This window comes from Brachybacterium sp. AG952, from assembly GCF_004362645.1.
Classification (GTDB): Bacteria; Actinomycetota; Actinomycetes; order Actinomycetales; family Dermabacteraceae; genus Brachybacterium; species Brachybacterium conglomeratum.
This window is the reverse complement of record NZ_SNXV01000004.1, coordinates 109,408-135,850: the sequence shown is the minus strand read 5'-3', so window position 1 is coordinate 135,850 and position 26,443 is coordinate 109,408. Positions and strand designations below refer to the sequence as shown.

Below are 26,443 nucleotides of genomic sequence, written 5' to 3'. Positions count from 1 at the left end.
CTCAGCCGCTCGCAGCAGTGCGCGCATGCAGCGGACCGCTGCCGTCGCGCAGCGGCTCCACGGTGCGGCGCTCGGCCCGCACGGCCAGGATCTCCGCGAGGATCGCGACCGCCACCTCCGCCGGGCTCCCCGCCCCCAGATCGAGGCCGATCGGGGAGCGCAGCCGCGACAGCGCCTCCTCGCCCACCCCGGCCTCCCTCAGCGCCATGCGCCGATCGTGGTCGCTGCGCCGGGACCCCATCGCACCGACGTAGGCGACGTCCAGCCGCAGAGCGGTGGCGAGCACCGGCACGTCGACCTTCGGATCGTGCGTGAGCACGCAGACCATGCTGCGGGCATCGAGGTCACCGCGCTCCGCGGCCGCGGCCAGGAACCGGTGCGGCCAGGCACGCACCACCTCCGCCCCCGGGAACGCCGCGGGATCGGTGAACGCCGGCCGATGGTCGCACAGCGTGATCCTCAGCCCGAGCGGCCGCGCCGCCTCCACCAGCGCCTGCCCGAAGGCGTTCGCCCCGCACACCACCAGGTGCGCGGGCCGGATGCGGGACTCGACGAAGAGAGCGATCGTCGAGGCGCCCGCGGGGAGGCGGAGGGTGCCGGTGCGCGCCTCGCGGAGCATGGCGGCGACCCGGGCGCTCCCCGCCTCGAGCATCTCCGGGGGGAGCAGGGTCGTGAGCGCGCCGCGGACCTCGTCGGCGCCGTCGCCCGTGAGCAGGACAGCGCGCGGGCCGTCGGCGTTGTCGCCCTCGGGCCGGGCCGGGCGCCGTGCGTCGTCGCCCTCGGGAGCGACCGTCCGTGGTGCGTCGGACCCGTGCGGCAGCCGGGTCACGTAGGCGGCGGGGGCGGGGTCGTCGACCGTGCCGAGGGGGCTCTGCGCCCCCGGGGGCGGGGGAGCGAACGGCTGGATCAGCACCTCGAGCGAGCCCCCGCACATCAGCCCGACGGCGAAGGCGTCCTCCTCGCTGAACCCGAAGCTCCGGACGCTGCTCCTCCCAGTCTCGAGCGCTTCGCGGCAGGCCTCGAGCACCGCCCCTTCGACGCAGCCGCCGGAGAGCGAGGCGTGCAGTTCGCCATCGGCGCCCACCAGCATCGAGGTGCCCACGGGCCGCGGCACGGAGCCCTGAGCGGAGACGATGGTCGCCACGGCGCAGGGAACCGGATCGGAGGCGCAGGCGAGGCGCTCCCGGGCGCGGTCCAGGATGTCGAGCACCTCCTCACCCTATGCGGCGGCCCGGACCGGCACGACGGTCCCGACCTCTCGATCGGCCGGCGGGTCATCGCGGACTCTGCCTATGACCGGGGTCACACCTGCTACGGTCTCCGGGAGCGTCGGTCCTCCTCGCCGGGCCGGGGCGGTGAACAGAACGAAGGAGTTGTGTCCGTGACCACCCCGCCCCCTGCGGCCTCCGGCCCCTCGCCCGAGCCGGGCCTCTCGCCGGACCGCGGCCCGGCGTCGCCTCCCGGCGCCGCGCCCTCCCCGACCCCCGAGCAGTTCCAGGCCGTCCAGAAGTCCGAGGAGTTCGGCCGCCTGCGCTCGAGCTTCCGCAGCTTCGCGATCCCGATGACCGTCGCGTTCCTGGTCTGGTACTTCGCCTACGTGCTGCTGTCCACCTACGCCGAGGGCCTGATGTCCACCCCGGTGCTGGGCAATCTCAACCTCGGCCTGCTGATGGGCATCAGCCAGTTCCTGATGACCTTCCTGATCACCTGGCTGTACATCCGCCACGCGAACCGGAACCTCGACCCGATCGCGGAGAAGCTGCGCGATGAGCTGGAGGGGGAGCACTGATGGAGTTCGGCAACCCGCTCTTCAACATCGCGATCTTCCTCGCCTTCGTGGTGATCACCCTGGTCGTGGTCATCCGCGTCTCCAAGCAGAACGTCACCGCCGGCGACTTCTACCACGGCGGCCGCGCGTTCTCCGGCCGGCAGAACGGCATCGCCATCGCCGGCGACTACCTCTCGGCCGCCTCCTTCCTCGGCATCGTCGGCGCCGTCGCGCTCTACGGCTACGACGGACTGCTGTACTCCGTCGGCTTCCTCGTCGCCTGGCTGGTGGCGCTGCTGCTGGTCGCCGAGCCGCTGCGCAACACCGCGAAGTACACGATGGCCGACGTGCTGAGCTTCCGCATGCGTCAGCGCCCCGTGCGCACGGCGGCGGCGACCTCAACCCTCGCCGTCACCTTCTTTTACCTGCTCGCGCAGATGGCGGGCGCCGGCGCGCTCGTCTCGCTGCTGATCGGCATCGAGGGCCGAGTGGGCCAGTCGATCGTGATCGCCGTGGTGGGCGTCGTGATGATCGCCTACGTGCTCATCGGCGGGATGAAGGGCACCACCTGGGTGCAGATCATCAAGGCGGTGCTGCTGGTGACCGCCGTCGGCGTCTCGACGGTGTGGATCCTGGCGCTCAACGGCTTCAACCTCTCCGAGGTGCTCGGCAAGGCCGTCGCCGAGCACCCCGACGGCGCCACCATCCTCGAGCCGATGCACCAGTACGGCACCTCCGGCGCGTCCAAGCTCGGCTTCGTCTCCCTGGCGATCGCGCTGGTGTTCGGCGCAGCCGGGCTGCCGCACGTGCTGATGCGCTTCTACACCGTGCCGACGGCGAAGGAGGCCCGCCGCAGCGTGGTCTGGGCGATCGGGCTGATCGGCTTCTTCTACCTGTGCACCATGGTGCTCGGCTTCGCCGCGGCGTACATGGTGGGCGTGGACGTGATCGGCACCCTGCCCGGTGGTTCGAACTCCGCCGCACCGGCGCTCGCCTACGCCCTCGGCGGCACCGTGCTGATGGGCATCATCTCCGCGGTCGCCTTCGCGACGATCCTCGCGGTCGTGGCGGGCCTGACGATCACCGCCTCCGCCTCCTTCGCGCACGACATCTACAACGGCGTGATCAAGGAGGGCAGCGCCACCTCGGCGCAGGAGGTCCGGGTCGCCCGGCGCACCGCCGTGGTGATCGGCGGCGTCTCGATCATCGGCGGCATCCTCGCCGCCGAGCAGAACGTCGCCTTCCTGGTCTCGCTCGCCTTCGCGATCGCGGCCAGCGCGAACCTGCCCTCGATCCTGTACTCCCTGTACTGGAAGCGGTTCAACACCCGCGGCTCGCTGTGGAGCATCTACGGGGGCCTCGGCAGCGCGCTGATCCTGATCACCTTCTCCCCGGTGGTCTCCGGCTCCGAGACGGCGATGATCCCCGGCGCCGACTTCGCCTGGTTCCCGCTGACGAACCCGGCGATCATCTCGGTGCCGCTGGGCTTCTTCCTCGGCTGGCTCGGCTCGGTCACCTCCTCGGAGCACGACGAGCTCAAGCAGGCCGAGATGGAGGTCCGCTCCATGACCGGCGCCGGCGCGGAGAAGGCGACCCAGGCGCACTGAGCCGGGGAGCCGGACCGGAGGAGCGGCGACCCGGCCCCGGCTCCTCTTCCCGGTGCCGCCATGTCATGTGACGCCCTGTTCCACCCATGGAACAGGGCGTCACATGACATGGTGCGGGCGCCTGCCGTCCGCGCTCAGGCGAGCGGCAGCCCGAACTCCGGGCGGGTCGCCCGGTCGTGCAGGTCGATGATCCGCCGCTCCTCGGCCGACGGGGCAGCGCCGGTCACCTCGAGCAGGCGGCACACCGCGACCTGCGCGGAGGCGTCGCGGTAGCGCCGCACCCAGTCCTGGTGCTCGGGGGCCGTGGCGGTGCGGGTGCCGAGCGACTCGAAGCGGTCGATCTCCACCCGCCACGGCTTCGGGGTGAGGCGGGCGCGGTAGGTGTCGTGGACCCGGCACAGCAGCATGTACAGCGGATCGCTGCGCACCTCCTGCATCAGCGCCCGGGCACGCTCGCTCGCAGGATGGGCATCCGCGCCGGAGACCAGCAGGCGGAAGCCGTGGCGGGTGCGATAGGCGCGCACGCCCAGCTCGGGATGCCGCGCCCCGAAATCGCGGATGCTCGTCAGGAGCTCGGCGTGGACGCGGCCGCGCTCGCCGGAGCCCGGTCCGCCGAGCTCGTCGGGCAGAGCTGCCGCGTCGTGACTCCCGTTGGCCGCCCCGCCGACACTGCCGGTCGAGATGTCGGCTCCGCGGGATGCGGGTTCGCCGGGGGAGGTCTCTCGCGCGGCGTCGTGCTTCGCGCCGCCGCCGAGGAGCCGCGAGAGCAGGCCGGGCCGCTTCCCGGCCCGGCCGCCACTCGACCGCGACCGGCCGACATCCTCCTGGGGGAGGTCGACGTCGCAGATCAGCAGCGCATCGGTGTTCAGCACGGCCGCGCCGTAGCGGTTGCGGGTGATCGCGGCGATCAGCGTGCCGTCCTCGCTGTGGACGTCCTTGAGCAGCTCCTCCGGCAGGCGCCGGCTCGGGTAGTACTCGAGGCCGGAGTCGTGCTCCTGCTCGGGGCCGCCCGCGGCGACGAGCGCGTCCATGCGCTCGCGGGCATCGCGTCGGGCGTCCTCGACCGAGATGTCGGAGGAGCCGTGGATCGTCAGCGCGAAGGGGCCGTGGCCCGGGAATGTGTGCGTCGCGCGGACGGCGGCCCAGTGACGGGGGATCGGCTGCATGGAGCCGACCGTACCCGCCACGGGCCGCCCGCCGGGAGGGGCTTCAGCCGAGCGAGGCCTCGAGGGTGATGTCCACGCCCGCGAGCGCCTTGGAGACGGGGCAGGTCTGCTTGGCCTCCTCGGCCAGGCGCTGGAAGTCGGCGTCCTCGATGCCGGGCACCTGCGCGGTGACGGTCAGGGCGATCCCGGTGATGCCGCCCTCGCCCGCGTTGAAGGACACCTTCGCGGCGGTCTTCATCGAGGTGGGCGGGGTGTCGTTCTCGGCCAGCATGTTGGAGAACTGCATCGAGTAGCAGGCGCTGTGCGCGGCCCCGATCAGCTCCTCGGGGGAGGTCGTGCCCTGCTCGGCGTCCTCGGCGCGGGCCTTCCAGCTGAGGTCCATGGTGCCGAGCTGCGAGGTCTCCAGGGTGGTGCTGCCGGAGCCGGAGATCAGGTCGCCGTTCCAGGCGGTCGAGGCGGTGCTGACGACGGTGCGGGGCATGGTGACTCCTTCGTTGGCGGATCGCCCTCTGCAACGGCGGGGGCGCTCCTGGCCACCGTAGCTCCGGCTCGTGCCTCGCCGATAGGGTCGCTCGTCCGATCGGCCGGGTCGTTCGACGGGCTCGTCCTGCGCTGCGTCGGCCGTGTCGACGGGCGGGGTCCGTGCTGTCGGCGCAGCTCCGTGGCGCATTCGCTGGTACTTCCAGCGCTCCCCGATGGTCGCCTTCGCCGCGGTGCGGTCCGTGGCGGAGAGCGGGTCCTTCCCGAGGACCGGGTCATCGCCGACCTGGTAGGTGTCGGTCCAGATCTGGATGACCGACCACGCGACGGCGGTGAGGGGGACGGCGAGCACGGCGCCGAAGAAGCCCCCGACGATCGTGCCGACGGCCAGCGCCAGAAGCACCACGAGGGAATGGAGGCTCAGGGCGCGACCCATGACGATCGGCTGGAGGAGATTGCCTTCGAGCTGATTGACGAGGACGACGATGGCGATCACCACCAGGGCGATGACGGGACCACTGGTCACGAGCGCCACCAGGGCGGCGATGGCTCCCGTGACGGTGGCTCCGACGATCGGGACGAAAGCTCCGACGAACACGATGACGGCCAGGGGCACTGCGAGCGGCACCCCGAGGATCGCGAGCGGCACCCCGATGAAGAGGGCATCGATCGCGGCGATGGCCGCGGTGCCGCGGACATACCCGCCGAGCAGCTGGACGGTCCGGTCTCCGGACTCAGCCAGCTTCGCTCGGGTCCCGGCGCGGAACCACCGAAGCGTGAAGCTCCACAGCATCGGGCCGTCCTTCAGGAAGAAGAACAGGACGACGATCATGAGCACCGTCCCGGTGACGAAGCCGGTGGCCGCACCGAGGCCGCTCAGCGCGCCGCCGAGGAACGTCCCGCTGGTGACGAACGCGACGGCCTTCTGGAGCGTGGCGTCGATGGACGCGGTATCGACCGGCACGGGGCTGTTCCGCAGGACGCGCTGGAGCTCCTCCCAGCCTTCGACCGCCGAGCGGGACAGCTCGTCCCAGTCGCCGCGTACGGCGAAGACGATCCCGGTCACCGCCCCGCCCAGAACGATCAGGGTGCCCAGGAAGGCGGCGATCGTGGCCAGCAGCGGGGACCAGCGTCTGCGGACCAGCCAGTCCACCAGCGGGTGCACCGCCGCGGCGAGGATGAGCGCAACCATCGCAGCGATCACGACGAGACCGACCCGGGCGAGGAGCCACAGCAGGCCACCGACCACGGCGGCGACGAGCAGGATCTGCGCGCAGCGCGTCGCGATCAGCCCCAGCGAGTCCGTCCAGGGCCCAGCAGGTCCGGCGCTGCCCGACGTCGCATGCCGGTCCGGAGAGGTCGGGTGCGAGGAGGGGGACGTCGACATGCTCCGGAGACTACGCTCCGAGCATGTCCCCCGACAGGTCCTCCGTCGGCCACGCAGCGGTCATCTTCAACCCGGCTGCGGTCCCCCTCGACCGCGTGCGCGTCGCCGTCGAGGCGGAGGAGCGCCGACGCGGCTGGGCGTCGTCGCAGTGGTTCGCGACGGACCGGGGGGACTCGGGGCGCGGTGCCGCGCTCCGCGCGCTCGCCGGGGCTCCCTCGGTGATCGTCGTGGCGGGGGGCGACGGGACCGTTCGAGTCGTCGCAGGGGCTGCGCTCGGGAGCGGGATCCCGATCGCACTGCTGCCGTTCGGGACGGGGAACCTGCTGGCGCGCAACCTGGGCCTGCCACTGGGGGAGCTCTCCGTGTCCGTCGCGGCGGCGTTCGGCGGCGAGACGCGCCCGGTCGATGTGGGGGTCGCAGAGATCCAGGACGAGGAGGGGACATGGAGCACCCGGGTCTTCCTGGTGATGGCCGGGATCGGCCTCGACGCGGAGATGGCCCGCACCACGAGCCCTCTGGCGAAGCGGATCATCGGCTGGCTGGCCTACGTGCCGCCGATCGCTCGGTCGCTCCTCGCGAATCGCGCGCTCGGCCTGACGTACCGAATCGATGGTGGTCGCACCAGGGCGGCGCGCGCCCACACGGTGATCATCGGGAACTGCGGCACGCTGACCGGCGGCATGCTCCTGCTGCCGGGGGCCGCTCCTGACGACGGGCTCCTCGATGTGGTCATGCTGCGGCCCGCCCGACGGCTCGGATGGGCACGGATCGCCACCCGTCTGACGGCCCAGGGGATCGCCCACCGGTCGCGGCTCGGCCGGAGCATGCTGCGACTCGCCCCCGGGCTGCGCGCCCTGGTCTACGCCCAGGGGCGGCAGTTCGAGGCCCGCTTCGAGATCCCCTGCGCGGTGCAGCTCGACGGGGACGGCGCAGGACTCGCACGCAGGGCCAGGGTCGGTCTCCGCCACCATGCGCTGCGGGTATGCGTCGCTGGGGGGCCGGGCTGAGCCGGTCCCCGGAGCCGTCTCACTGCAGCGACTCGAACTTCCGCGCCCAGGCGGAGCCGATGGGGTTCGCATCGGCGACCATGATCCCGAAGCGGTCCCCGGCGATCTCGGCGACCTCGGTCAGGGCCACGCGCCGCTCGTGCTCGGGGGAGTGGGCGAGGCGCCGCACCCCGTCCTCGAGGATCTTGCGGAAGGAGTCGGTGCGGCCCAGGTAGGCCACGAACGGCAGGCCGAACCTCTCCTCGTACCGGGCCGAGAGGTCGCGCAGCGCCTCCACGTCCTCCTCGGCGAGGCTGTCCAGGGCGAGGGAGCCGACGTCCTGGCTGATCGTGCCGGCCTGCTCCTCGTCGGCCGTGACCAGGGTGGCCATGTCCGGATAGGCGCGCACCAGGGCGTCCTGCTCCTCCCGCTCGGCGGTCAGCACCGCGTCCTCGATCGCCGCGCGCAGCGCGGGCGCGTCGGCGAAGGGGCGCGCCTCCCAGGCCCGCTCGAGCGGCCAGGTCGCGCCGTTGAACAGGGTGCCGAAGGTGCCCACGAACTCGTCGCGGTCCATGGCGTTCACGTCCTCGATGCCGATCCGTCGGCCGGCGGCGTCGGTCGCGACGTTCGCGCCGCGCTGGCGGCCGAGGTGGAAGAACAGGATGTTCAGCACGATCGCGGTGAGTGCGCCGACGGTCACGCCGGAGGAGACGAACACCTGCGCCCAGGAGGGGAACACGCCCGCGATGTCGGGCTTGAAGCTCACCAGCATCGCCAGGCCCAGCGAGGTGCCGACGATGACGGAGTTGCGGTTGTCGGTGAGGTCGACCTTCGACAGGGTCTGGATCCCCACCAGCGCGACCGAGGCGAACAGGGCGAGCGAGGCGCCGCCGAGCACGGGGGAGGGGATCGCGGCGACGACCGCGCCGGCCTTCGGCAGCACGCCGAGGACGATCATGATCACGCCGGCGCCCGCGACGACCCAGCGGGACTTCACGCGGGTCAGGCGCACCAGACCGATGTTCTGCGCGAAGCAGGTGTAGGGGAAGGAGTTCAGCACGCCGCCGAGCAGGGTGGACAGGCCGTCGGCGCGGATCGCCTCGGAGATGTTCCTCGGCCGGATGCGCTTGCCGACGATCTCGCCGGCGGCGAAGACGTCGCCGGTGGTCTCCACCATCGTGATCAGCATGACGATGATCATCGAGATGATCGCGGTGAGCGAGAAGGTGGGGATGCCGAAGTAGAAGGGGGTGGTGACCCCGAAGGCGGAGGCCTCCGTGACGCCGCTGAAGGAGGTGTCCCCGAGCAGCACGGCCACGGCGGTGCCGATCACCAGGCCCAGCAGCACCGCGATCGTGCCGAGGAAGCCGCGGAAGAACCGCTGGACCAGCACGATCACGGCGAGGGTGCCGAGCGCGTAGAGGATGTCGCGGGTGGCGGGGACGCCCTCGGCGTAGTTCGTGATGTCACCTGCGGAGACGCCAAGCAGCGTGATGCCCATGGTGGTCAGCACGGTGCCGATCACGACCGGCGGGAAGAACCGCAGGATCTTCGCGAAGTACGGTGCGACCAGGAAGGTGAACAGACCCGCGACGATGATCGAGCCGTAGATCATCGGCAGACCCTCGGCGCCGCCCTCGCCGCCGGTGGCCGCCAGGCCGATCGCGATGATCGGGGAGACGGCGGTGGTGGTCACGCCCTGGATGATCGGCAGGCGCACGCCCACCTTCCAGAAGCCGACGGACTGGATCAGGGTGGCGATGCCGCAGGTGAACAGGTCCGCGTTGATCAGGTGGATCGTCTGCTCGGGCGTGAGGCCGAGGCCCGAGGCGATCAGCAGCGGCACGATCACGGCGCCGGCGTAGAAGGCGAGCACGTGCTGTATCGAGAGCACGGTGAGCCGGCCGGGCGGCGGCACCTGGTCGACGGGGTGCACGGCGCGCGGGGCGGTCGCGTCCGGGGCGGGGGCGGCGGCGGAGGTCATGGGCGTCCTAGGGATCCGTCGGGCGAGGGGCCGACGCAGGGGTGGGGGCGGGCCCGGCGCACCGGGCCGCGCACCAGCGTAGGCCGGGGCGGGCGGCCGGGGCCTCCCCGTTCGGCTTGCGACCCGCCCTTCCGAGGGCCGAACGGGCCCCTGACCGGCGCGGCGAGGGCCGACGTGAGATCGGTGGCACCGGATGGAACGCCCTGGCCGATCGCGGCGGGGAGGGGTACAAGGGAGGGGTGAGCACCCCTGAGCAGTCCGACGACCCGACCTCGACGACCTCCGTGGCCTGTGCGCCCGAGGACCCCGTCGGCCGCGTCGACGTCCCTGCTCCCCGGAGCGCCGCGCCCGAGACCGCCCAGCCCGACACCGCCGTGCCCGGCGAGGCCGTGCCCGGCACCGCCGCGCCCGCCGCCGTGGTGACCGAGCCGCCTGCCGCGACCGCCGCCCACGTCGGCCGGGGCGGCCGGGTCGTCGGCGCGGTGCTCGCCGTGCTCGCGGTCGCGACGATCGCGGTGAACCTGCGGCCCGGCGCGACCGGCGTCGGACCGCTGATGGAGCCGATCGTCGCCGCCTACGGGCAGGGACCGGCCGCCTCCGGCCTGCTCACCGCACTGCCCTGCCTCGCCTTCGGCGCCCTGGGCCTGCTCGCCGTGCCGATCTCGCGCCGCCTGGGCCTGACCGGCTCGATCGTCGCCGCCTTCGTGCTCTCCGGGGTCGCGCTGCTGCTGCGGCCGGGCGCCGAGGTGTTCTGGCTGTTCGTGGCGCTGTCCGTGCTGGCCCTGATGGGGCCCGCGCTCGGGAACGTGCTGGTGCCGGCGTGGATCAAGCTGCACGGCGGACGCCGCACCGTGGGGCTGATGACCCTGTACAGCGTGGTCCTCGCGATCGGCGGCTCCGCCGGGGCGTCCCTCGCCGTGCCGCTCGCGGGCGGCGCCGCCGACGGCTGGCGCGGCTCCCTGCTGTTCTGGGGCGCGGTGATGGCGCTGCCGATCGTGGTGTGGGCCGTGGCCCTCACCCGCACCGGGCACGACTTCCCGCCCGCCCCGCCGAGCGCCGGTCGGGCCGGCGGCCCCCGCGCCTCCCTCCTGCGCTCGCCCACCGCGATCGCGCTGACCTTCATGTTCGCGCTCCAGTCGCTGAACGCCTACACCCAGTTCGGCATGCTCCCGCAGATCCTCTCCGACGCCGGGATCAGCCTCGCGAGGGCCGGGATGCTGGTCGGCGTGATCGCCGGCTGGGGCCTCGTGGGCGGCCTCGTGATGCCGACGGTCATCGCGCGCGCCCCCGGCCTGCGCTTCGTCGTGGCGAGCTTCGGCGCGCTGACCACGATCGGCTATCTCGGCCTGCTGCTCGCCCCGACCGCGAGCCCCCTGCTGTGGGCGTGCGTGCTGGGGGTCGGCGGCTTCGCCTTCCCCACCGCGATCGCGCTGCTGCCCGCCCGCACCCGCTCCCCGCAGATCACCGCCCGCCTCTCCGGCGCGACCCAGCCCGTCGGCTATCTCCTCGCCGCGATCGGCCCGATCCTCGCAGGCGTGCTCCTGGACGCGACCGGCTCCGCGGCCGTGGTGCTGTGGTTCCTCGCCGGCACCGGCGTGCTGCTCGCGATCGCGGGCTTCCGCGCCGGGCTGCCCAGGATCGTCGACGACGAGCTGGCAAGCTGAGCGCCGGCCGACGGGTCGCCCGCGCGCCGGTGCGCCCGGCGACTCGCGAGGCTCCGACGCGCCGCCGCGGATCCCGTGGGAAGATGCCCCCATGAGCCTCGTCCGCACCCTGCGCATCCTGGCCTCGCAGCGGCCGTCCCTGCCCCCTCGCTCCATCGCCGACCCCTCGCGGGTGCGCCGTGTGCGCCACGACCACGTACCCGTGACCTGGATCGATCCCGAGCTCGCGAGCACCGCGGCGATCGTGCACCTGCACGGCGGCGCCTACGTGCAGGGCGAGTCCCGGCAGACCTGGGAGTGGCTCGAGGAGGTCGCCCGCCGTGCGGGCACCGCCGCGGCGATGATCCACTACCGCCTCGCGCCCCGCCACCGCTATCCCGCCGCTGTCGACGACGTGCTGCGAGCCCTGGCCGATATGCAGCGCGGAGCCGTGCTGCGCCCGGGCCGCTGGGTGCTCTCCGGGGACAGCGCCGGGGCCGGGCTCGCGCTCGCCGTCGCGCAGACCCTCGCCGCCACCGCGGGCGAGGCCCCTGCCGCGCTGTTGCTCGAGTCGCCCTGGTCGGATCTCTCGCGCGAGGACCACGGGGAGGAGAGCCTGAAGGTCGCGGCCCGCCTCTACGCCGGCGCCGTGCCCCGCACCGAGTCGCGGCTCAGCCCCGCGCTCGGGGACCTCACCGGTCTGCCGCCGGTGCATCTCGTCGGCGGGGACCGCGATCCGCTGGTCCACGACGGCCGGCGTCTGATCGCCGCCCTCGCCGCGGCCGGCGCCGAGCACGAGGTCCTCGAGCTGCCCGGCAGCGGCCACCAGGCCGCCGTCGCGGCCGACGGCCCCGCGGCGCAGGAGGCGCGACGCTTCCAGATCGCCGCCGTCCGCGCGGCCCTCGGCATCGACGAGCGCGCCGCCCGCTGACCTGCCGCGACAGCACCCGCCGGGCCGGGGGTGCACGCCGTGCTCCAGGGCGTCCGCTCAATACATGACGCTGTTCAGAATTGCGGGCGGGAGAGGGGTTATCCTCTCGCCATGAGCGGAGCAGACCGAGGGGTCGGCGGGTACGTGATCTGGGACAGCAGTCCGCGGGCGGTCGCGCGGGTGCGCGATGCGGTGGTCGGGCATGCCGCGACCGGGACGCTGCGCCTGGTCCTCCAGCAGCTCGCCCTCCACGAGGAAGGGCGCGAGGCCGGCGTCCACGAGGTCATCGACGCGATCGTCGACGTCGGCGGGAACCTCGTCGCCTATCCGGTGCGGGAGGCGGTGCGGGCCGATGCCGCCGCCTCCGCCGCGCTGGACGGCGCCCTGGCCCAGCTGCGGGCCGGCATCGCCGAGGAGCTCACCTCTGCGGTCGACTCGCTCGAGGTGGTGCTGGACCGCGACGGCCGCCGCGAGGTGCGGCTGCTGCTGCAGGTCGAGGTCTCCCCGGGCGAGCTGGAGGACGATCCCGCCCCCGCCGCCCTGCACGACGGCGACTTCCACATCCATCACCACGCGCCCGCGCTCGACGACCTGCGCGACCGTGTCGCCGAGCCGGCGCCGAGCCCGCTGCGACGCGTGCTGGGCCGGATGCGCGAGAGCCTCGCGCACCGACGCGCCTGACGCGCCGAGGCTCTGAGGCCCCGGGACGTCTGTCGGTCCGAGGTGCCTGATGCGCGCAGGCGCCGCCGGGTGCTCCGGGGCCTGATTCTCCCCGTCAGCTGTTCTCGATGACCGCTGCGGAGGCGCCCGTGCCGGTCCCGGCCGTGCCGGTCCCGTCCGCGTCGGCGCCCGGGCACATCCCCGCCGCGGTCGCACCCGGCAGCGTCAGCCCCATCGACGCGGCGAGGGTCACGCCGAGATCCGCCCAGGAGCCCTCGACCCCGGCCGGCGGCAGCCCGGGCCCCTGCGCCAGGGCGACCGCCGGGGCGGACGGGTCGCTGACCGCGCGCGGCCCCGCGTAGTAGGGGTCATCGCCCTCGACCAGCGGACGATGGGTGGCGGAGAGGCCGAAGACCGTGCCCGAGGTGCCCTCGAGCACCGCGACCACGTCGGTCTCGGCGGTCGCGCCGACCCCGTCGTCCACCGTGCGCAGCTGCAGGCGCGAGTGCGCGGCGAGCCCCGTGAGGGCCTCGAGGGCGAGGTCCCGCACCGCCGTCCCCTGGCCGCGGCGCACGTGCACCACGCCGCGCGGCCCGTCGGGCCAGACCAGGACGCGGAAGTCCTTCAGGCGGGTGCCCTCGGTGCGGACGAGCCCCTCCGCGGCGAGCACGGCGTTGGGGTGCACGAGCAGCGCGGCGGGGACCAGCCGGCGCCCCGGGACCAGGAGCACGCGGTCCTCGGGACCGGGGGAGAAGGCGCTGAGGATCGCCTCGATCTCCTCGGCCGCATCGCGCAGCGCCCGCGTCGCGGCGGGGGCGTCGAGCCCGGCGGCGCGGCGCGCGATCCCCAGACCGCTCAGCCGCACGGCGAGCAGGTCGATGCGGTCGCGGGCCAGGGCCTCGTCGGCGATCTCGGAGACGAGCTCGTCGGGGACGGCCTGGGAGAGCTGCACGCCCATCTCGCGGCGCGGCGCGAGATGGTCGGCGACCATCCGCGGCGAGCTCGTGCGCTCGGCCATGTCCCAGCGGTTGCGGTAGCGGCGCAGGTCCTCGACCAGCGGCAGGCACAGGTCGATGTCGCCGCCGGCCGTCGCGGGCCACTGCAGCGCTGCGGTGCGCAGCCCGGCCTGCCGCGCGGCGGTGAAGAGGCTCGGCGTCGCCATCGCCTCGGCGTACCAGGTGGAACGGCTCTCTGGTCGCTCGGGGTCGAAGGGCTGCTCGGTCGCGACGCCGGTGTGCGCGACGGTGGTGCCGGTGACCAGGGTCGCGAGCGCCGGGGCGGGCTCCGAGGGGCCGCCCGGCCGGATCCGCAGCGGCGAGGCGGCGGCCGCGAGCGCCACCAGTGGACCGCGCGTGCCCTCTCCGGTGCGTGCGCAGTCGGCGAGGTCCTGCTCGTCGAGCCCGTCGACCGCGATCATCAGGGTCCGTCCCGAATCCATGTGCACCCCCGAGTGTCGTCCGTCGCCGTGCCGGGAACCCTAGGGGTGCAGTCTGGCCGCGGTGCGGGGGGTGGATGAGCAGGCGGTCACCGAGAGGTGAACAGGAGGCGACCCGTGCGGCAGGTCACGCCGGGGTTCACGGTGCGGGCCGCACCGAGGAGGTCAGCGCAGCTCGGGGTCCGAGACGTCCGCGCGGCCGGAGTCCGCGTCGAGGCGGCGCCGGATCAGCGCGGCACGGCCGCGGTCGCCGTCGACGGCCTTGTCCACGAGCGGCGTGGTGTCATGCTCGGGCTCGTCCGGCTGCAGCACCAGCCACACCACGAAGCCGATGGTCAGCAGCAGGCAGCCCGCGCCGAGCAGTGCCATCAGCGGCCAGGTCGCCGCGACGGGGTCCCAGAACGAGCCTCCCGCCGGGGCTGCGTGAGACGGGGCGGCGAGCAGCAGCGCGTCCACGGGCACCCCCTCAGGTCGGGACGGTCGGGCCGGGCAGGCGCCCGGACGGCAGGGATCCACGTCAGCATAACCTCGGCCGGAGCGCTGAGGTTATGCTGGGAAAATCATGGCTGACGTTATTGTCGGGCGCTTCGCGCTCATCGACCTGATCGCCAAGGGCGGGTCCGGGTCCGTGTGGCGCGCCTGGGACTCGAAGACCCAGGAGCTGTGCGCCGCGAAGGTCCTGCGCCAACGCGATTCCGCCGACCTCATGCGCTTCGTGCGCGAGAAGGGCGTCAGCTTCGACCATCCGCACCTGCTGACCCCCTACGGCTGGGGTGCTGAGGACGAGCACGTCGTGATCGCGATGCCGCTGGTCTCCGGCGGGACCCTCGAGTCGGTGGTCAAGACCCGCGGTAAGCTCGCCGAGCCCGCCGTCGTGGTGATCCTCGACCAGCTGCTGGACGGCCTCTCCCATGTGCACGCCGAGGGCTGGATCCACCGCGACGTGAAGCCCGCGAACATCATGTTCGAGCCTCGCGGGCGGCAGTTCCCCGTCTCGCGCCTGGCCGACTTCGGGATCGCCGTCCACGAGACCGACGTGCGCTTCACGCATGTCGGCATGGTCAACGGCACCCCCGGCTACATGGCGCCGGAGCTGTTCGCGATGGCGGAGCCGGCCCCCTCCCACGACCTCTACGCCGCGGGCGTGGTCGCTCTGGTCGCGCTGAACGGGCCGATCAAGCTGCACGACGGCGCCTTCCGCCCCGACGAGCTCACCCAGCTGCTGCGCGGCGTCACCTCGAAGCTCTCCGCCGTGATCCGCCGCCTGGTCGCCGCCCAGCCCGAGGACCGCTACCAGGACGCCGACGCGGTGCGCCGCGATCTCCCGCGCGTGCCGCCCGGCTACCCGCTCACCCACGCCGACGGCGCGCCGCTGACCTTCCAGGACACTCTGGACCCGCTGCCGCCCAACGCCCCGGGCGCGGTCCGTCCCGAGCGGCCCGCCGCCCAGGTCGCGCCCTCCTCGATGGAGGCGATCCGCGCCGGTCAGGTCCAGCAGGGCTTCTCCGTCGGCTCGGCCTCGCCGCAGACGGGCCCGCAGTGGGCGCAGGGGCAGGGCCCCGGCGGCCAGGGCCCCGTCGGCGGAGGCCTCGCGGGTGGTCAGGGACCGGGCGCGGGCGGTCCCGGCACCCGCCCCGGCCAGCCCGGCCCGGGCACCTCGCCCCACACCTTCGCCGGCACCACCACGACCACCGGCGGCACGACGGGCGGACGCCCGCCGCGCGACCGCAGCACCATGATCGCGATCGGGCTCGGCGCCGGCTCCGCGCTGGTGCTCGGCGTGATCGTCGCGATCGTGCTGCTGGTGATCTTCGACGGGAACGCGACCGCTCTTCCGGAGGGGCCGGCGGCCGACGTGTCCGTCATCGCCCAGGCTGGGACCCCGGTCGAGGCGGCAGGGGATCTCCCCGCCGCCGACGGGCACCCCGCCGCCTGACCACCCGTCCCCGCGCCCCGGTCAGCGCGCGATGGTGTCCAGGGACTGCACGAGCCCTTCGCGCCGCGGGTCCATGAGCAGCTCCACCTGCAGCGCCGACGGCGCCGTCGCGGCGCCGGCGGCGGACGTGGCACCTCCGGCGGCCCCGGCTCCACCCGCCGCCGCTCCGCCGCCGCTCGCGCTCCCCGCCGAGCCCGCACCGCTCCGGGCGGGCACCGTCCAGCGCATCCGTGCCCGGCTCAGCACCTGGGCGTCCTCCACCCGCAGCGCCTCGAGCGCCGAGGCGTCGAGCCCGGTCGCGGCCAGCGCCTTCTCCAGCCGACGGCGCCTCTCCGCCCGCGGCACGTCCAGGTCCATGTTGTCCGCGAACCAGGCGTCGGCCAGGGCATCCTCGTCGGTGCGCAGCCAGTCCAGCGCCGCGCGGGCCGCCTCGAGGGTGCGCGGCGCCGCCTCCGGCGCACGACGGGCCAGCAGCTCCGGCGCCTCGCGCTGCAGGATCCGCAGCGCCTGCATCGACAGGGGCGTGGCCGGGGCGTACTTCGAGTTCGCCAGCGCCACCACGCCCACGCCGGAGTCGCGGTGCCACACCATGAACGAGCCGTAGCCCGGGTAGCCGCCGGAATGGGAGATCACCTCGCCCAGATCCGGGAAGTGCTCGATCACCAGGCCGAAGCCGTAGCCGCGCACCCGGTCGAAGCCGGGGGAGACCCCGTCCTGTCCGGCGGGGAGCGGCGCGAGCGCCTGATGGCGGTGCAGCTGCTGCATCTCCCGGCGGGAGGCGGTCGCGAGCGGTCCCGTCCCGCGCGAGGCGCTGCCCTCGGCGTCGGCGGCGGCGAGGAAGCGCACCCAGGTCGCCACGTCGTCGACGCTCGAGAACAGCCCCGCCATCGCCCCGTACACGCCGGGGGAGTCCAGCGGCACGGCCTCGAAGCGGGTCGCGTCGGTGCGGTCGGCGAGCCGGTGCCCGGTCGCGAGGCGGCCGGTGTCGATCTCGCCGGAAGACCAGCCCGTGGCCGTGAGGCCGAGCGGGTCCAGGAAGCGGCGACGGATCTCGGCCGCGTAGTCCGAGCCGGTGACCTCGTCGATCACCCGGCCCAGCAGCGCATAGCCGGTGTTGGAGTACTCGAACCCGTCGCCGGGCCGGTGCACGTGGCCGAGCCCGCCGCGGAGCACGGCGGCGAACCCTTCGCGGGTCATCGCCTCCTGGCGGTCGCCCCAGGGGTTGTCGGTGATCAGCCCGGCGTCCATGGTCAGCAGGCGGCGCAGGGTCGGCTCGCGGTCGTCGTCCGCGAGCTCGAAGGCACCCTCCGCCTCGGGCACGTGGGCGGAGATCGGGTCGTCCAGGGACAGCCGGCCCTCGTCGCGCAGGGCGAGGATCGTCGCGGCGGTGAAGGACTTCGTCATCGAGGCGATGCGGGAGACGGTCGCGCGGTCCATCGGGGAGGAGCCTGGGGCCGGGCGGCCGTCCGCGAGCTCGCGGTGCCCGGCCGCGCCGTGGGCGAGGATCGCCTGATCGTGGGCGTGGCCGCCGATGATCGCCCAGGTCACGCCCGAGGTGCGGTGCTCGGCGACGGCGTTCTCGGCGAGGGCGGCGATGGCGGTGACCGCCTCCGCGGGGACGTGGGGACGGGGGCTCTCGGCGCTGGACGGCATGGATTCCACTGTAGTGCGGCGCGGCGACCGCGCCGACCGGATGCGCTGCCGCTGTGGACGGCCCGATCGTGGACCGCGCTGCGGGCGCTCAGCCCCGCTCCGGGCCTCCGCCCGTCCCGTCGACAGGCTCCCCGCCCGACCCGTCCACCAGCTCCCCACCCGGGTGCCCGGCCGGGCCTCCGCTCGACGCCTCCGCGGTCCCCGCGTGGTAGAACGCAGCGATGATCGCGGCCACCTCCTCGCCGACCACCTCGGCCAGGCGCGCGGGATCGGTGTGCCGCGGGTCGTAGGGCGCAGGCTCCGGCGCCGCCTCCGTCTCGTCCGACGCGTCGGGCGGCCCTTCGCCGGAGCCGTGCGCGTCCTCGCCGCGGGGCGGGCCCGCGGCGCCCGCTGCCGGGGCCACCGGCGCGACGAGCTCCTCGAGCCGGATCCCGCGCAGGGTCAGCAGGTGCACGGGATGCTCGTCCACCGCCTCCACCAGCACGTACACCAGCGCGGAGACGTGACGGCAGGGACCGGGCCAGTCCAGGCAATCGCAGTCGTGGGAGAGCTCGGCGGCGTCCCGCGGCAGAAGCGAGAGCATCGAGGGGGCGAGCTCGGCCTCGATCTGCTCGGGATAGGTGCCGGCGGCCAGGCGCGCGGGCAGCTCGGGATGGGCGCGAGCGACCTGCAGGAACACCTCCCGGTCCCCGTCGCGATAGGCGGGCAGGTCCAGACGGGCCTGGTGCAAACCGCCATCGGGGTCCTCGACCGCGGCGCGGGCGGCGCCCGGCTCGACCTCGAGCCACTGCACGCGGCCGGCGCGCGCATCGGTGCGCCCGCGGCTCGCGCGGCCAGGTCCGAGGAGCCGCTCGGCAGCCTCGCGCAGGGCGACCGCCTGCCAGGCGGTGCCGATCGGTCCCCGGCGGGAGCGCAGCTGGATGCTCATCGGGTCCCGTCCCCTCGGTCCTCGTCCGTCTCGTCCAGGGAGAGCAGATCCAGCAGGCGGTCGTCGTCGAGCTGGGCGAGCCAGTCCTCCCCGTGACCCACCGTGAGATCGGCCAGGGCCTGCTTGTCCTCGAGCACGGTGTCGATCTTCTCCTCGACCGTCCCGGCGCTGACCAGCGTGTTCACGGTGACGTCGCGGCGCTGGCCGATCCGGAAGGCACGGTCGGTGGCCTGGTTCTCCACTGCCGGGTTCCACCAGCGGTCCAGGTGCACCACATGGTTCGCAGCGGTGAGGGTCAGGCCCGTGCCGCCGGCGCGCAGGCTCAGCAGCATCAGCCCCGGCCGGTCCCGCTGCTCCTGGAACTCGGCGACCATCTGGTCCCGGTCGCGCTTGGCGACCCCGCCGTGGAGGAAGGGCACCGAGTCGATGCCGAGCTCGGCGAAGCGTTCGGTCCAGTAGGGGACCAGCAGGTGCCCGAAGGTGGTGAACTGCGTGAACAGCAGCGCCTTCTCGCCCTTCTCGAAGGCGGAGGTGAGCAGGTCGTCCACCAGCTCCAGCTTGCCCGAGCGATGCTCGCCGCCGCGCACCAGCGGCGAGCCGTCCCCGAGATAGTGGGCGGGGTGGTTGCACACCTGCTTCAGCCGGGTGATCGCGGAGACGACGAGGGTGCGGCGCTTGTTCTGCTCGGCCCCGTCGAGCTGGACCATCAGCTCGTTCACGATCGCCTCGTAGAGCCCGGCCTGCTCGGGGGTCAGGTTCACCACCCGCTGCAGCTCGATCTTCTCGGGCAGGTCCTGGATGATCGAGCGGTCCGTCTTCACCCGTCGCAGGATGAACGGCGAGGTCACGAAGCGCAGGCGGCTGATCGCGCTCGCATCGCCGTCCTCCTCGATCGGGGTGGCGATCCGCTCCTGGAAGCTCGCCGCGCTGCCCAGCAGGCCCGGGTTCACCGCCTCCATCAGGGAGTGCAGGTCCCCGAGCCGGTTCTCGACCGGGGTGCCGGTCATCGCCAGGCGGTGCGGGGCCTGCAGCGCGCGGGCGGCCTGCGTGACCTGCGTGCCGGGGGTCTTCACGTGCTGCGCCTCGTCGAACACGATCCGGTGCCAGGGCACGGCCTGCAGCAGCGGCAGGTCCCGGGCCAGCAGCGAATAGGTGGTGATCACGAGGTCGAGGTCGGAGGCGCCGTCGACGAAGGATTCGTCCCGCAGCCGGTCCCCGCCGTGGTGCACGTGCACCGAGAGATAGGGCGCGAACTTCTCCGCCTCGCGCTGCCACGCCCCGACCACGGACATCGGGCACACCAGCAGGGTGGGGCCGACGGGCATGGGCGGGATCTCGCGTCGGTCCGTGAGCGGGCTGTCCACCAGGCGCTCCCTGCGTACCCCCTCCCGCTCCCGGCACAGCAGCGCGAGGACCTGCATCGTCTTGCCGAGCCCCATGTCGTCGGCGAGGATCCCGCCGAGGGACTGCTCGTCCAGCGCCCACAGCCAGTTCAGCCCGTCGAGCTGGTAGGGCCGCAGCGTGGCCTGCAGCGTCTCGGGCTGCGGATAGGGGTAGGGGCCCTCCGCGCCGGGCAGCAGCCGGGCGAGGCCCCGGCTGCCGCCGGAGACCAGGGCGGACATTCCGAAGTCGACGTCGGCGACCTCGGGGGAGAGGATCATCGAGAACATCTCGATCCACGGCGCGCGCCCCTCCATCTCGGCGGGGACCGGCGCGGGCGGCGGCAGCGACGGTGCGGCGGGGTGGTCCGGCCTGCGCCGGGCGTCGCGGGCTCGCTCCGCCTTTTCGCGGTGCCCCTCCCGCACCTCGCCGTCCTCGCCGGTGGCGAGCCGGTTGCTGCGGGTGCGGCGGCTGAACGCGTCGAGGAACCGCTCGGCGGCGCGGAGGGTGGTGGGGTCCAGGCGCACCCACTGGCCGCGCAGCTGCACGATCTCGGCCTGCGCTTCGCGGATCTGCGCGATCTCCTCCTCGGTGAGCTCCGTGTCGCCGACGGCGACCCGCCAGCGGAAGGACGCCATCGCCCCGAGCCCCACCCCGGAGCCCTTGCGCTCGCCGGGCTCCTCCTCGGCCTCCTGGGGGCGCAGGGTGGTGCGCTGGGCGGTCCAGTCGCGGGGCAGCAGCACCGTCACCCCGGCCTGCTCGAGCGCGGGGGTGTCCAGGGCGAGGAAGGCGGAGGCCTCCTCGGTGGTCAGCAGCCAGTCCACGCCGGTGTCGTCCACGGCGGCGGTGCGCACGGTGGGGGCCAGTCGCAGCACGGCGGCGGAGGCCTCGGCGGCGCCGGCGGCGGTGAGGTCGCCGACGGCGCGGAGGTCCGCGACGGGGTGGACGGTCCCGTCGTCCTCGCGCAGGCAGGTCTGCAGCGGCCAGGCCGTGCCGACCGGCGGCTGGAACAGCCGCACCACCAGTTCGCTGTCCCCGGGGCCGAGCCGCACGCCGGGGCGGCCGGAGTCGACGAAGGCGTCGAAGGCGGTGGTGAGGCGGCGCTGGGCGGGCAGGTCGGCGCGCAGCTCGCCGTCGTCGGCCAGCGCCCACAGCACCCCGGTCGGATCGGCGGACGGCGGCGGGGCGCTGCGCAGGTGCTCGGCGAAGGCGGTGCGGGCATGGCCGTCGACCAGCGCGTGCAGCAGCGGCGGCGCCGCGGGATCGGGGGCGCGCCACTGCATGACGGGCCGGCCGTAGCGCTCGGTCGCGCGGGCGCGCAGGTGCCGTGCGGCGAGCAGCTCCTGGGCGCGGAGGTCCAGCACGCAGGCGGCCAGCAGGTTCGGCATCGCGATCAGGGCGTCGGCGAGGCGGGCGGCGGTCCCGTCGGCGAGCAGCTCGGCCAGCCGGTCCGTCAGCTCGTCCCCGAAGCGCGCCTCGAGCAGGGCGGTCGCGGCGCCGACCAGGCCCGTCAGGCCCGTGCCGGACAGCGGCAGGGCGGGCAGGCGACGGTCCCCGTCCTTACCGGGGATCCGCACGCGGTGGCGCAGCTGGTCGGGGGCGTCCTCGAGCGCCGCCGCGATCGCGGCGGGGGCGTCGGCGCGCAGGCCGGCGAGGTCCTCCAGGGCGCGGGAACGGCGCGGGCCGGTCTGCTCGGCCACCCACAGTGCGGGCCCGAGGTCCTCGTCGACGACGAGGTGGAGGCGGCGATCGGGCATGGCGCCCACCCTAGGCGTCGGCGCCGACGGACGAGCCGGTCGGCGCCGCGCTGTGGACGGCCGCGCGGGGCGGGACGCTGGGGAGGAACGGTCCGGACGGCCGCGGGGACGTCCCCGGCGCGGCCCGACCGCGCTCGGCCGACCTGCTCGCGGCCCGCCCGTCCACCGCCCGCCCGTTCACCGCCCGACGGCTCACAGCCCGTCGACGATGAGCGCGGTCGCGTCCAGCCAGGCCTTCTTGGTGGCCTTGGAGACCCGGCTCCAGTCCAGGTGGGTGCCGTCGACGAACTGCTGCTCGTAGGGCACCTCGGCGACCGCGCGGGTGTGCGCGCCGAAGTGCGCGAGCAGGCGCGAGCGCAGCGTCGGATCGAACTTCCCCTTGGAGGAGTGGGACAGGATCGTCACCGCGTGGTCGACCTGCTCGCCCAGCCCCGTCGCGCGCAGCTCGTCGATCATCCAGGCCGCGGCGTTGAAGGTGTCCTCGCGGACGGTGGAGATGATCACCAGCTGGTCGGCGCTCTTCACGGCGGCGAGCCAGTTCGAGGCGCGCACGTTGTTGCCGGTGTCGATCACCTTGATGCGGTAGAAGCGCGAGAGCGCCTCGTCGAGCTCGCCGAAGGCGTGGTCGTCGATCAGCGCGGCCGAGCCCGGGTCCTCGTCCGAGGCGAGGATGTCGAAGCGCATCTCGCCCTGCGGCCGGACGTACGGGTCGAGGTCCGCGTTGCTCGCCGAGGGGGAGCGGAGCGACTCGATGTCGTGCAGCAGGTCCACGGCCGTGCGGTGGTGCTCGGTGGGCACGCCGCGCCAGCCGAGGGTGCCGCGGGTCTCGTTGTTGTCCCAGGCCAGGACGTTGCCGCCGCGGCTCACGCCGAGGGTCGCGGCGATCATGAGGGAGGCGGTGGTCTTGTGGGCGCCGCCCTTGAGGTTCACCACCGCGATGTTCCGCGGGCCGTCCAGGGGTCGACGGATCCGCTCCAGGCGCTCGATCTCCAGACGCTCCTTCTTCCCGGGGCCGGGGGAGATCACCCCGCGGGTGGCGCGCGTGATGACGCCGCGGAACCCGCGGGTGGCCTTCACCTTCCGGTGCTTCGCGGTCGAGGACTGCAGGTCCTGCAGGGTGGGGCGCCCGTCGGCGGGCACCGTCGCGCGCGACGGCAGCGGCCGCTTCGCCGCGGGGGTCGACGACGCGGCGGACGGCGCAGGGGCGGAGACCCCGGGGGAGGACGGCGCAGGGGTGGCCGACGGCGCCGACGGCGCGGAGACGGCCGAGGGCGCGGACGGGGCGGAACGGGCCGAGCGGGCCGACGGCGCGGAGGCCGCCGAGGAGGCGGAGGCGGCCGAGGCCGCGGAGCTCGAGGCGGACGCGACAGCCGACGGTGCGGACGCCGAGGACGCGGCTGCTGACGGTGCGACACCGGCCACCGGCACGTCGCCGGCCTCGGGAGCGAACGGCGAGATGCGGGCGTGCTCGCCCGTCGTCACCGCCGCATGCTCCCCGGTCGACTCGGCGGAGCCGCTCGCGGAGCCCGGTACGGTGCTCGGCGGCTTCGCGGCGGCCCGGCGCCGGCGCGCGCGGTGCGGACGCGCGGCAGGGGCGCCCTCGGCATCGACCGCGGGATGCTCCCCGGTGACCATGAGCGGCGGCGCGATCAGCGGATCGTCGGCCCCGGGGCCGAACAGCGGGCGGTCGTCGGCCTCGCGCGGGGAGATCCGGCCGCTCGGCTCCACGCGCAGGTGGTGACGCACGTCGGGCTCGACGATGACCACGTCGAGCTCCTCGTCGGCGCTCTTGGCGGAGGTGATGAAGACCTGCTTGACCCGGTCCCGGATCTCGGGGAGGTCGGCCCCGGAGACCTCGACGGACTCGTCCGCGAGATGCACCGTGGCGGTCGTCTCGGAGGTGATGCGCGCCTGCGCGATCATCTGGTCATCCCTTCCATGCTGAGCGCCGCCGGACGGGGTCCGCGGCAGAGGTCCGGGACCACTCTACGGGCGCGGCGGCACCCTCCCGCGCCTACAGTGGCGGCGTGCACATCACGTCCCTCAGCGACCCGGCCGTGCCCGGCGCGGACGAGGACGCGGCGGGGGTGCTGGGCGAGGTCGCCGTGGTCCTGGACGGGGCCGGGGTGCCCGCCCGCTTCCGCTCCGGCTGCCGCCACGGCGTCGCCTGGTTCTCCCACACCCTCGCCGCCCGCCTCCTCGCCCGCGCCCAGGACCCCTCCCTCCCGCTCGCCGGCGCCCTCGCCGCCGCGATCGGCGAGGTCCGCTCCCTGCACGAGCACGAGTGCGACCTCGAGGCGGGCGGTCCCTCGGCCACCGTGGCCGCCGTGCGCCGCACCGGGACGCACCTCGAGCACCTCGTGCTCTGCGACGCCTCCCTGCTCCTGGAGCATCGGGACGGCTCCGTCGTGCGCCTGACCGACCGGCGCATCGAGGAGGTGGTGCGCCGCGAGCGCGGCGCCGAGGCGATCGAGGCGTGCCGCAACGCCCCCGGCGGCTTCTGGGTCGCCCGTCACGAGCCGGCGGCCGCGGACGAGGCGCTGACGGGCCGGGTCCCGCTCGCGGACCTCGCGGCCGTCCATCTGCTCAGCGACGGCGTGACCCGGGCGGTGGAGCTGCTGGGGCTGCACGACGACGTCTCGCTCGCTCGCGCCCTCTGCGCGGATCCGCGGGCGGTGATCTCCTCGATCCGGCGAGCGGAGGATGCGCTGGACCCGGAGCGGGCACCGCGCAAGCGCCACGACGACGCGACCTCGCTCACCCTCCATCTCCGAGCGCCCACCACGGGGGATCGGGCATCTCGGACCAATCGCCCCTGAGGTGCGGCTGGGAGAACCGTGCATGCACGGTGGGAGCGCGGAGCCGACGTCGAGGGTGACCGGAGCGCCGACCATCCGGCCGGGCGACGGCGCCGCGTCCGCGAAGTGCCTTCCGACCGCGTCTCTTGACGCTTTCATGGGGATCGCTCGACCTTTTCCCGGCGTGTCGTTCGAGCTATGTTTCCTGCACGTCACCTGCAAGAACAGGGCATCCCCGTGCGTTTACAGACGGCGATCCAGGGCCTAGACTCGGTGTCACGACGTCGTTCGGAAAGGCGTTGCGAGCCCCAGCGGGGAGCGTGACGTGAAGAACGGACGGAGTCGGTCTTCGGGGGATGAAACCCCCGCGTTCGGCTGGTAGTGTTCCGAGCGTCGGAAGACATTGAAAATTTGAGAGATGTGCCGTTCCTCAAGACCCCCCTCATGGGGAGCGGCCGGACGGGCGACAATGCCAGGTTCCCCCACCTGTGGCAGCCCGTCCAGCCTGTTCGCCCGCACCCACCCCTGACGGACGACAGGCCTGACGAGCGGTCCGTGAGCCCCCGACACTGTCGGCTGAGAGCTCCGGGCCGCTCGTCGCATTCCATGGCAGTTCCCCGCCGGTCCCGCACGGCCGACGGCGCGGCCGGAGCACGGCACGCGCGACCGGCGACCCAGCCGGAGCACGGCAGACCCGGTCGGCGCGCAGCGGACGCGGCCGGAGCGCGCCGGGCCCGGAGCGGGGACGACCCCGCCCGGCCCGGCGCCTCAGGACCCCAGGACCGCGACGTCGCTGCCCGGGTCCAGGCGGTAGCCGGCGCCGCGCACCGTCGAGATCAGGCGGCGGTAGCGGCCGAGCTTGGTGCGCACGCGGCGCACGTGCACGTCGACCGTGCGCTCACCGGTGTCCTCGGGCGCATCGGCCCAGACCGACTCCATGAGCTCGGTGCGGGAGATGGTGCGGCGCGAGTCGCGGGCCAGCTTGGCCAGCAGCTCGAACTCCTTGTGGGTGAAGTCCACGTCCTGCCCGTCGATCCGCACCCGACGGCCGAACAGGTCGATGACCAGCGAGTCCTCAGGGGCCAGCGAGGGGCTCGCGGGGCTGACGGCCGTGGCCTGCAGCTGGCGGCGGCGGGCCGCCTCCGCGTCGCGGCGCGCCGGCGAGTTCGGGGAGACGATCCCCTTGCGGCGCGGTCGCAGCGGGCTCACCGCGGCGGCGCCCTGGGCGCGGGGCGGCAGGGGGCGGGTCGTGCCGCGGCCGGTCGCGGCGAAGGGGCGGGGGCTGTCCACCGAGACCGTGGTGCGGCCATCGCGGGCGGCGACCAGGCGCTGCGCCCGGGTGCGCAGCTCGTCGGCGATGAGCGCGGCCTCGACGTCGCCGGTCCCGGCGGGCAGGGAGACCGACACCGTGATGGTGACGGCGTCCTCGGTGGCGACGGGGCGCGAGGCGGTCCCGCCCACCCGCTGCAGGCGGGGAGCCGCGGACCGGGTATGCGCGGCGGTGCTGCTGGTGGTGCTGGTGGTGGGGCGATCCAGGGCGATGGTCATGATGCGAGTTCTCCGAGATGCGGCGCGTCCTGCGCGGCGGGCGGTGGGCCCGGGATCCCTGGGTGATCGACGCCTGAGGCGGATCGGTGAGGGGTGTGCTCCCGGTGGCACCTGGAGCCCGCGCCCTCCGGCCGGCTCCTGTCAGCCGATCTCGGAGAGGTCGTGAGCGCTCAGAGGCTCGGCTGACGATGCATCATCGGCATCATCATCATGAACATCATCGCGCGCATGGCGGAGCGGACCACCCGGGGGGCGGTCTCGCGGTGCGCGGCGATCGAGGTCATGACACGAGGATGCCCCGCCCCGTCCCGAGGAGCAAGCGGCTGTTCACATTCCGGGACGGCGACGGGGCGTCAGGGTCCTGCGTCGAGGCCCTCGCGGAGGGCCTTCGTGCAG

19 protein-coding genes are annotated in these 26,443 nt (G+C 74.1%); 8 read left to right on the top strand and 11 right to left on the bottom strand.

The features are described from left to right. Window position 1: 1 nt before the first annotated feature. Window positions 2-1,210 carry an XdhC/CoxI family protein gene (locus DEU31_RS11040; RefSeq protein ID WP_133677148.1) on the bottom strand — a complete coding sequence of 403 codons (1,209 nt, stop codon included), beginning with the start codon at window positions 1,208-1,210 and terminating at the stop codon, window positions 2-4. A 171-nt stretch (window positions 1,211-1,381) separates the two neighbouring features. Between DEU31_RS11040 and DEU31_RS11035 the strand changes: the two genes are divergently transcribed. Both DEU31_RS11035 and DEU31_RS11030 read left to right on the top strand, forming a co-directional pair. Then, window positions 1,382-1,789 carry a DUF485 domain-containing protein gene (locus DEU31_RS11035; protein WP_010550815.1) on the top strand — a complete coding sequence of 136 codons (408 nt, stop codon included), beginning with the start codon at window positions 1,382-1,384 and terminating at the stop codon, window positions 1,787-1,789. Beyond that, window positions 1,789-3,375: a cation acetate symporter gene (locus DEU31_RS11030; RefSeq protein ID WP_133677147.1), complete on the top strand. Its 1,587-nt coding sequence runs from the start codon at window positions 1,789-1,791 to the stop codon at window positions 3,373-3,375. The genes DEU31_RS11035 and DEU31_RS11030 overlap by 1 nt, the downstream gene beginning before the upstream one ends. 134 nt (window positions 3,376-3,509) lie before the next feature. Here the strand turns inward: DEU31_RS11030 and DEU31_RS11025 are convergent, their stop codons facing one another. After that, window positions 3,510-4,541 carry a hypothetical protein gene (locus DEU31_RS11025; RefSeq protein WP_133677146.1) on the bottom strand — a complete coding sequence of 344 codons (1,032 nt, stop codon included), beginning with the start codon at window positions 4,539-4,541 and terminating at the stop codon, window positions 3,510-3,512. 43 nt (window positions 4,542-4,584) lie between these two features. Continuing rightward, window positions 4,585-6,408: an AI-2E family transporter gene (locus DEU31_RS11015; RefSeq protein ID WP_243733810.1), complete on the bottom strand. Its 1,824-nt coding sequence runs from the start codon at window positions 6,406-6,408 to the stop codon at window positions 4,585-4,587. Between the two features lie 23 nt (window positions 6,409-6,431). On the opposite strand from DEU31_RS11015, the gene DEU31_RS11010 reads away from it, so the two are divergent. Further along, window positions 6,432-7,415 (top strand): diacylglycerol kinase family protein, encoded by a 984-nt coding sequence (locus DEU31_RS11010; RefSeq protein ID WP_133677145.1) that lies wholly within the window; start codon window positions 6,432-6,434, stop codon window positions 7,413-7,415. A gap of 19 nt (window positions 7,416-7,434) precedes the next feature. On the opposite strand, the gene DEU31_RS11005 is transcribed toward DEU31_RS11010, so the two are convergent. Continuing rightward, on the bottom strand, window positions 7,435-9,378 hold the full coding sequence (locus tag DEU31_RS11005) for a solute carrier family 23 protein (protein WP_133677144.1): 1,944 nt from the start codon (window positions 9,376-9,378) through the stop codon (window positions 7,435-7,437). Between the two features lie 239 nt (window positions 9,379-9,617). Here DEU31_RS11005 and DEU31_RS11000 point away from each other — a divergent pair, with 239 nt between their 5' ends. The 3 genes from DEU31_RS11000 to DEU31_RS10990 all read left to right on the top strand — a co-directional run bounded on the left by DEU31_RS11000 (window position 9,618) and on the right by DEU31_RS10990 (window position 12,633). Beyond that, the gene (locus DEU31_RS11000) at window positions 9,618-11,042 is read left to right on the top strand and encodes an MFS transporter (protein WP_133677143.1); all 1,425 of its coding nucleotides are present in this window, start codon (window positions 9,618-9,620) and stop codon (window positions 11,040-11,042) included. 91 nt (window positions 11,043-11,133) lie between these two features. Then, complete coding sequence (locus DEU31_RS10995) at window positions 11,134-11,952, top strand: alpha/beta hydrolase fold domain-containing protein (RefSeq protein WP_133677142.1); 819 nt, start codon at window positions 11,134-11,136, stop codon at window positions 11,950-11,952. A 111-nt stretch (window positions 11,953-12,063) separates the two neighbouring features. Next, entirely contained in the window at window positions 12,064-12,633 is a 570-nt protein-coding gene (locus DEU31_RS10990; RefSeq protein WP_133677141.1) for a hypothetical protein, read from the top strand. Between the two features lie 94 nt (window positions 12,634-12,727). On the opposite strand, the gene DEU31_RS10985 is transcribed toward DEU31_RS10990, so the two are convergent. Further along, complete coding sequence (locus DEU31_RS10985) at window positions 12,728-14,050, bottom strand: alkaline phosphatase family protein (RefSeq protein WP_243733809.1); 1,323 nt, start codon at window positions 14,048-14,050, stop codon at window positions 12,728-12,730. Between the two features lie 162 nt (window positions 14,051-14,212). Further along, window positions 14,213-14,503 (bottom strand): hypothetical protein, encoded by a 291-nt coding sequence (locus DEU31_RS10980; RefSeq protein WP_133677140.1) that lies wholly within the window; start codon window positions 14,501-14,503, stop codon window positions 14,213-14,215. 106 nt (window positions 14,504-14,609) lie between these two features. On the opposite strand from DEU31_RS10980, the gene DEU31_RS10975 reads away from it, so the two are divergent. Further along, window positions 14,610-15,983: a serine/threonine-protein kinase gene (locus DEU31_RS10975; RefSeq protein ID WP_133677139.1), complete on the top strand. Its 1,374-nt coding sequence runs from the start codon at window positions 14,610-14,612 to the stop codon at window positions 15,981-15,983. Window positions 15,984-16,004: 21 nt separating this feature from the next. Here DEU31_RS10975 and DEU31_RS10970 read toward each other — a convergent pair whose 3' ends face one another. The 4 genes from DEU31_RS10970 to DEU31_RS10955 form a co-directional block, all read right to left on the bottom strand. Then, window positions 16,005-17,636 carry a serine hydrolase domain-containing protein gene (locus DEU31_RS10970; RefSeq protein ID WP_133677138.1) on the bottom strand — a complete coding sequence of 544 codons (1,632 nt, stop codon included), beginning with the start codon at window positions 17,634-17,636 and terminating at the stop codon, window positions 16,005-16,007. Window positions 17,637-17,724: 88 nt separating this feature from the next. Continuing rightward, window positions 17,725-18,564, bottom strand: a complete 840-nt coding sequence (locus tag DEU31_RS10965) for a hypothetical protein (RefSeq protein ID WP_133677137.1) — start codon at window positions 18,562-18,564, stop codon at window positions 17,725-17,727. Continuing rightward, window positions 18,561-21,701, bottom strand: coding sequence for a DEAD/DEAH box helicase (locus DEU31_RS10960; protein ID WP_133677136.1), 3,141 nt, complete (start codon window positions 21,699-21,701; stop codon window positions 18,561-18,563). Before DEU31_RS10960 ends, DEU31_RS10965 begins: the two co-directional genes overlap by 4 nt. Before the next feature lie 192 nt (window positions 21,702-21,893). Then, on the bottom strand, window positions 21,894-23,624 hold the full coding sequence (locus tag DEU31_RS10955) for a chromosome partitioning protein (RefSeq protein WP_133677135.1): 1,731 nt from the start codon (window positions 23,622-23,624) through the stop codon (window positions 21,894-21,896). A gap of 104 nt (window positions 23,625-23,728) precedes the next feature. Between DEU31_RS10955 and DEU31_RS10950 the strand changes: the two genes are divergently transcribed. Further along, a complete protein-coding gene (locus DEU31_RS10950; protein ID WP_133677134.1) occupies window positions 23,729-24,520 on the top strand; it encodes a protein phosphatase 2C domain-containing protein in 792 nt (263 codons plus the stop codon). A 747-nt stretch (window positions 24,521-25,267) separates the two neighbouring features. Here DEU31_RS10950 and DEU31_RS10945 read toward each other — a convergent pair. Next, complete coding sequence (locus tag DEU31_RS10945; protein WP_133677133.1) at window positions 25,268-26,047, bottom strand: winged helix-turn-helix domain-containing protein; 780 nt, start codon at window positions 26,045-26,047, stop codon at window positions 25,268-25,270. Window positions 26,048-26,443: the final 396 nt, after the last annotated feature.

Excerpts from the sequence above, each read along its gene's own strand:
- DEU31_RS11010 (WP_133677145.1), top strand. The coding sequence starts at position 6,432 with ATGTCCCCCGACAGGTCCTCCGTCGGCCACGCAGCGGTCATCTTCAAC.
- DEU31_RS10945 (WP_133677133.1), bottom strand. The coding sequence starts at position 26,047 with ATGACCATCGCCCTGGATCGCCCCACCACCAGCACCACCAGCAGCACC.
- DEU31_RS11025 (WP_133677146.1), bottom strand. The coding sequence starts at position 4,541 with ATGCAGCCGATCCCCCGTCACTGGGCCGCCGTCCGCGCGACGCACACA.
- DEU31_RS10975 (WP_133677139.1), top strand. The coding sequence starts at position 14,610 with ATGGCTGACGTTATTGTCGGGCGCTTCGCGCTCATCGACCTGATCGCC.
- DEU31_RS10970 (WP_133677138.1), bottom strand. The coding sequence starts at position 17,636 with ATGCCGTCCAGCGCCGAGAGCCCCCGTCCCCACGTCCCCGCGGAGGCG.
- DEU31_RS11030 (WP_133677147.1), top strand. The coding sequence starts at position 1,789 with ATGGAGTTCGGCAACCCGCTCTTCAACATCGCGATCTTCCTCGCCTTC.
- DEU31_RS10955 (WP_133677135.1), bottom strand. The coding sequence starts at position 23,624 with ATGATCGCGCAGGCGCGCATCACCTCCGAGACGACCGCCACGGTGCAT.
- DEU31_RS10960 (WP_133677136.1), bottom strand. The coding sequence starts at position 21,701 with ATGCCCGATCGCCGCCTCCACCTCGTCGTCGACGAGGACCTCGGGCCC.
- DEU31_RS10985 (WP_243733809.1), bottom strand. The coding sequence starts at position 14,050 with ATGGATTCGGGACGGACCCTGATGATCGCGGTCGACGGGCTCGACGAG.
- DEU31_RS11015 (WP_243733810.1), bottom strand. The coding sequence starts at position 6,408 with ATGTCGACGTCCCCCTCCTCGCACCCGACCTCTCCGGACCGGCATGCG.
- DEU31_RS10995 (WP_133677142.1), top strand. The coding sequence starts at position 11,134 with ATGAGCCTCGTCCGCACCCTGCGCATCCTGGCCTCGCAGCGGCCGTCC.
- DEU31_RS10965 (WP_133677137.1), bottom strand. The coding sequence starts at position 18,564 with ATGAGCATCCAGCTGCGCTCCCGCCGGGGACCGATCGGCACCGCCTGG.
- DEU31_RS11005 (WP_133677144.1), bottom strand. The coding sequence starts at position 9,378 with ATGACCTCCGCCGCCGCCCCCGCCCCGGACGCGACCGCCCCGCGCGCC.
- DEU31_RS10990 (WP_133677141.1), top strand. The coding sequence starts at position 12,064 with ATGAGCGGAGCAGACCGAGGGGTCGGCGGGTACGTGATCTGGGACAGC.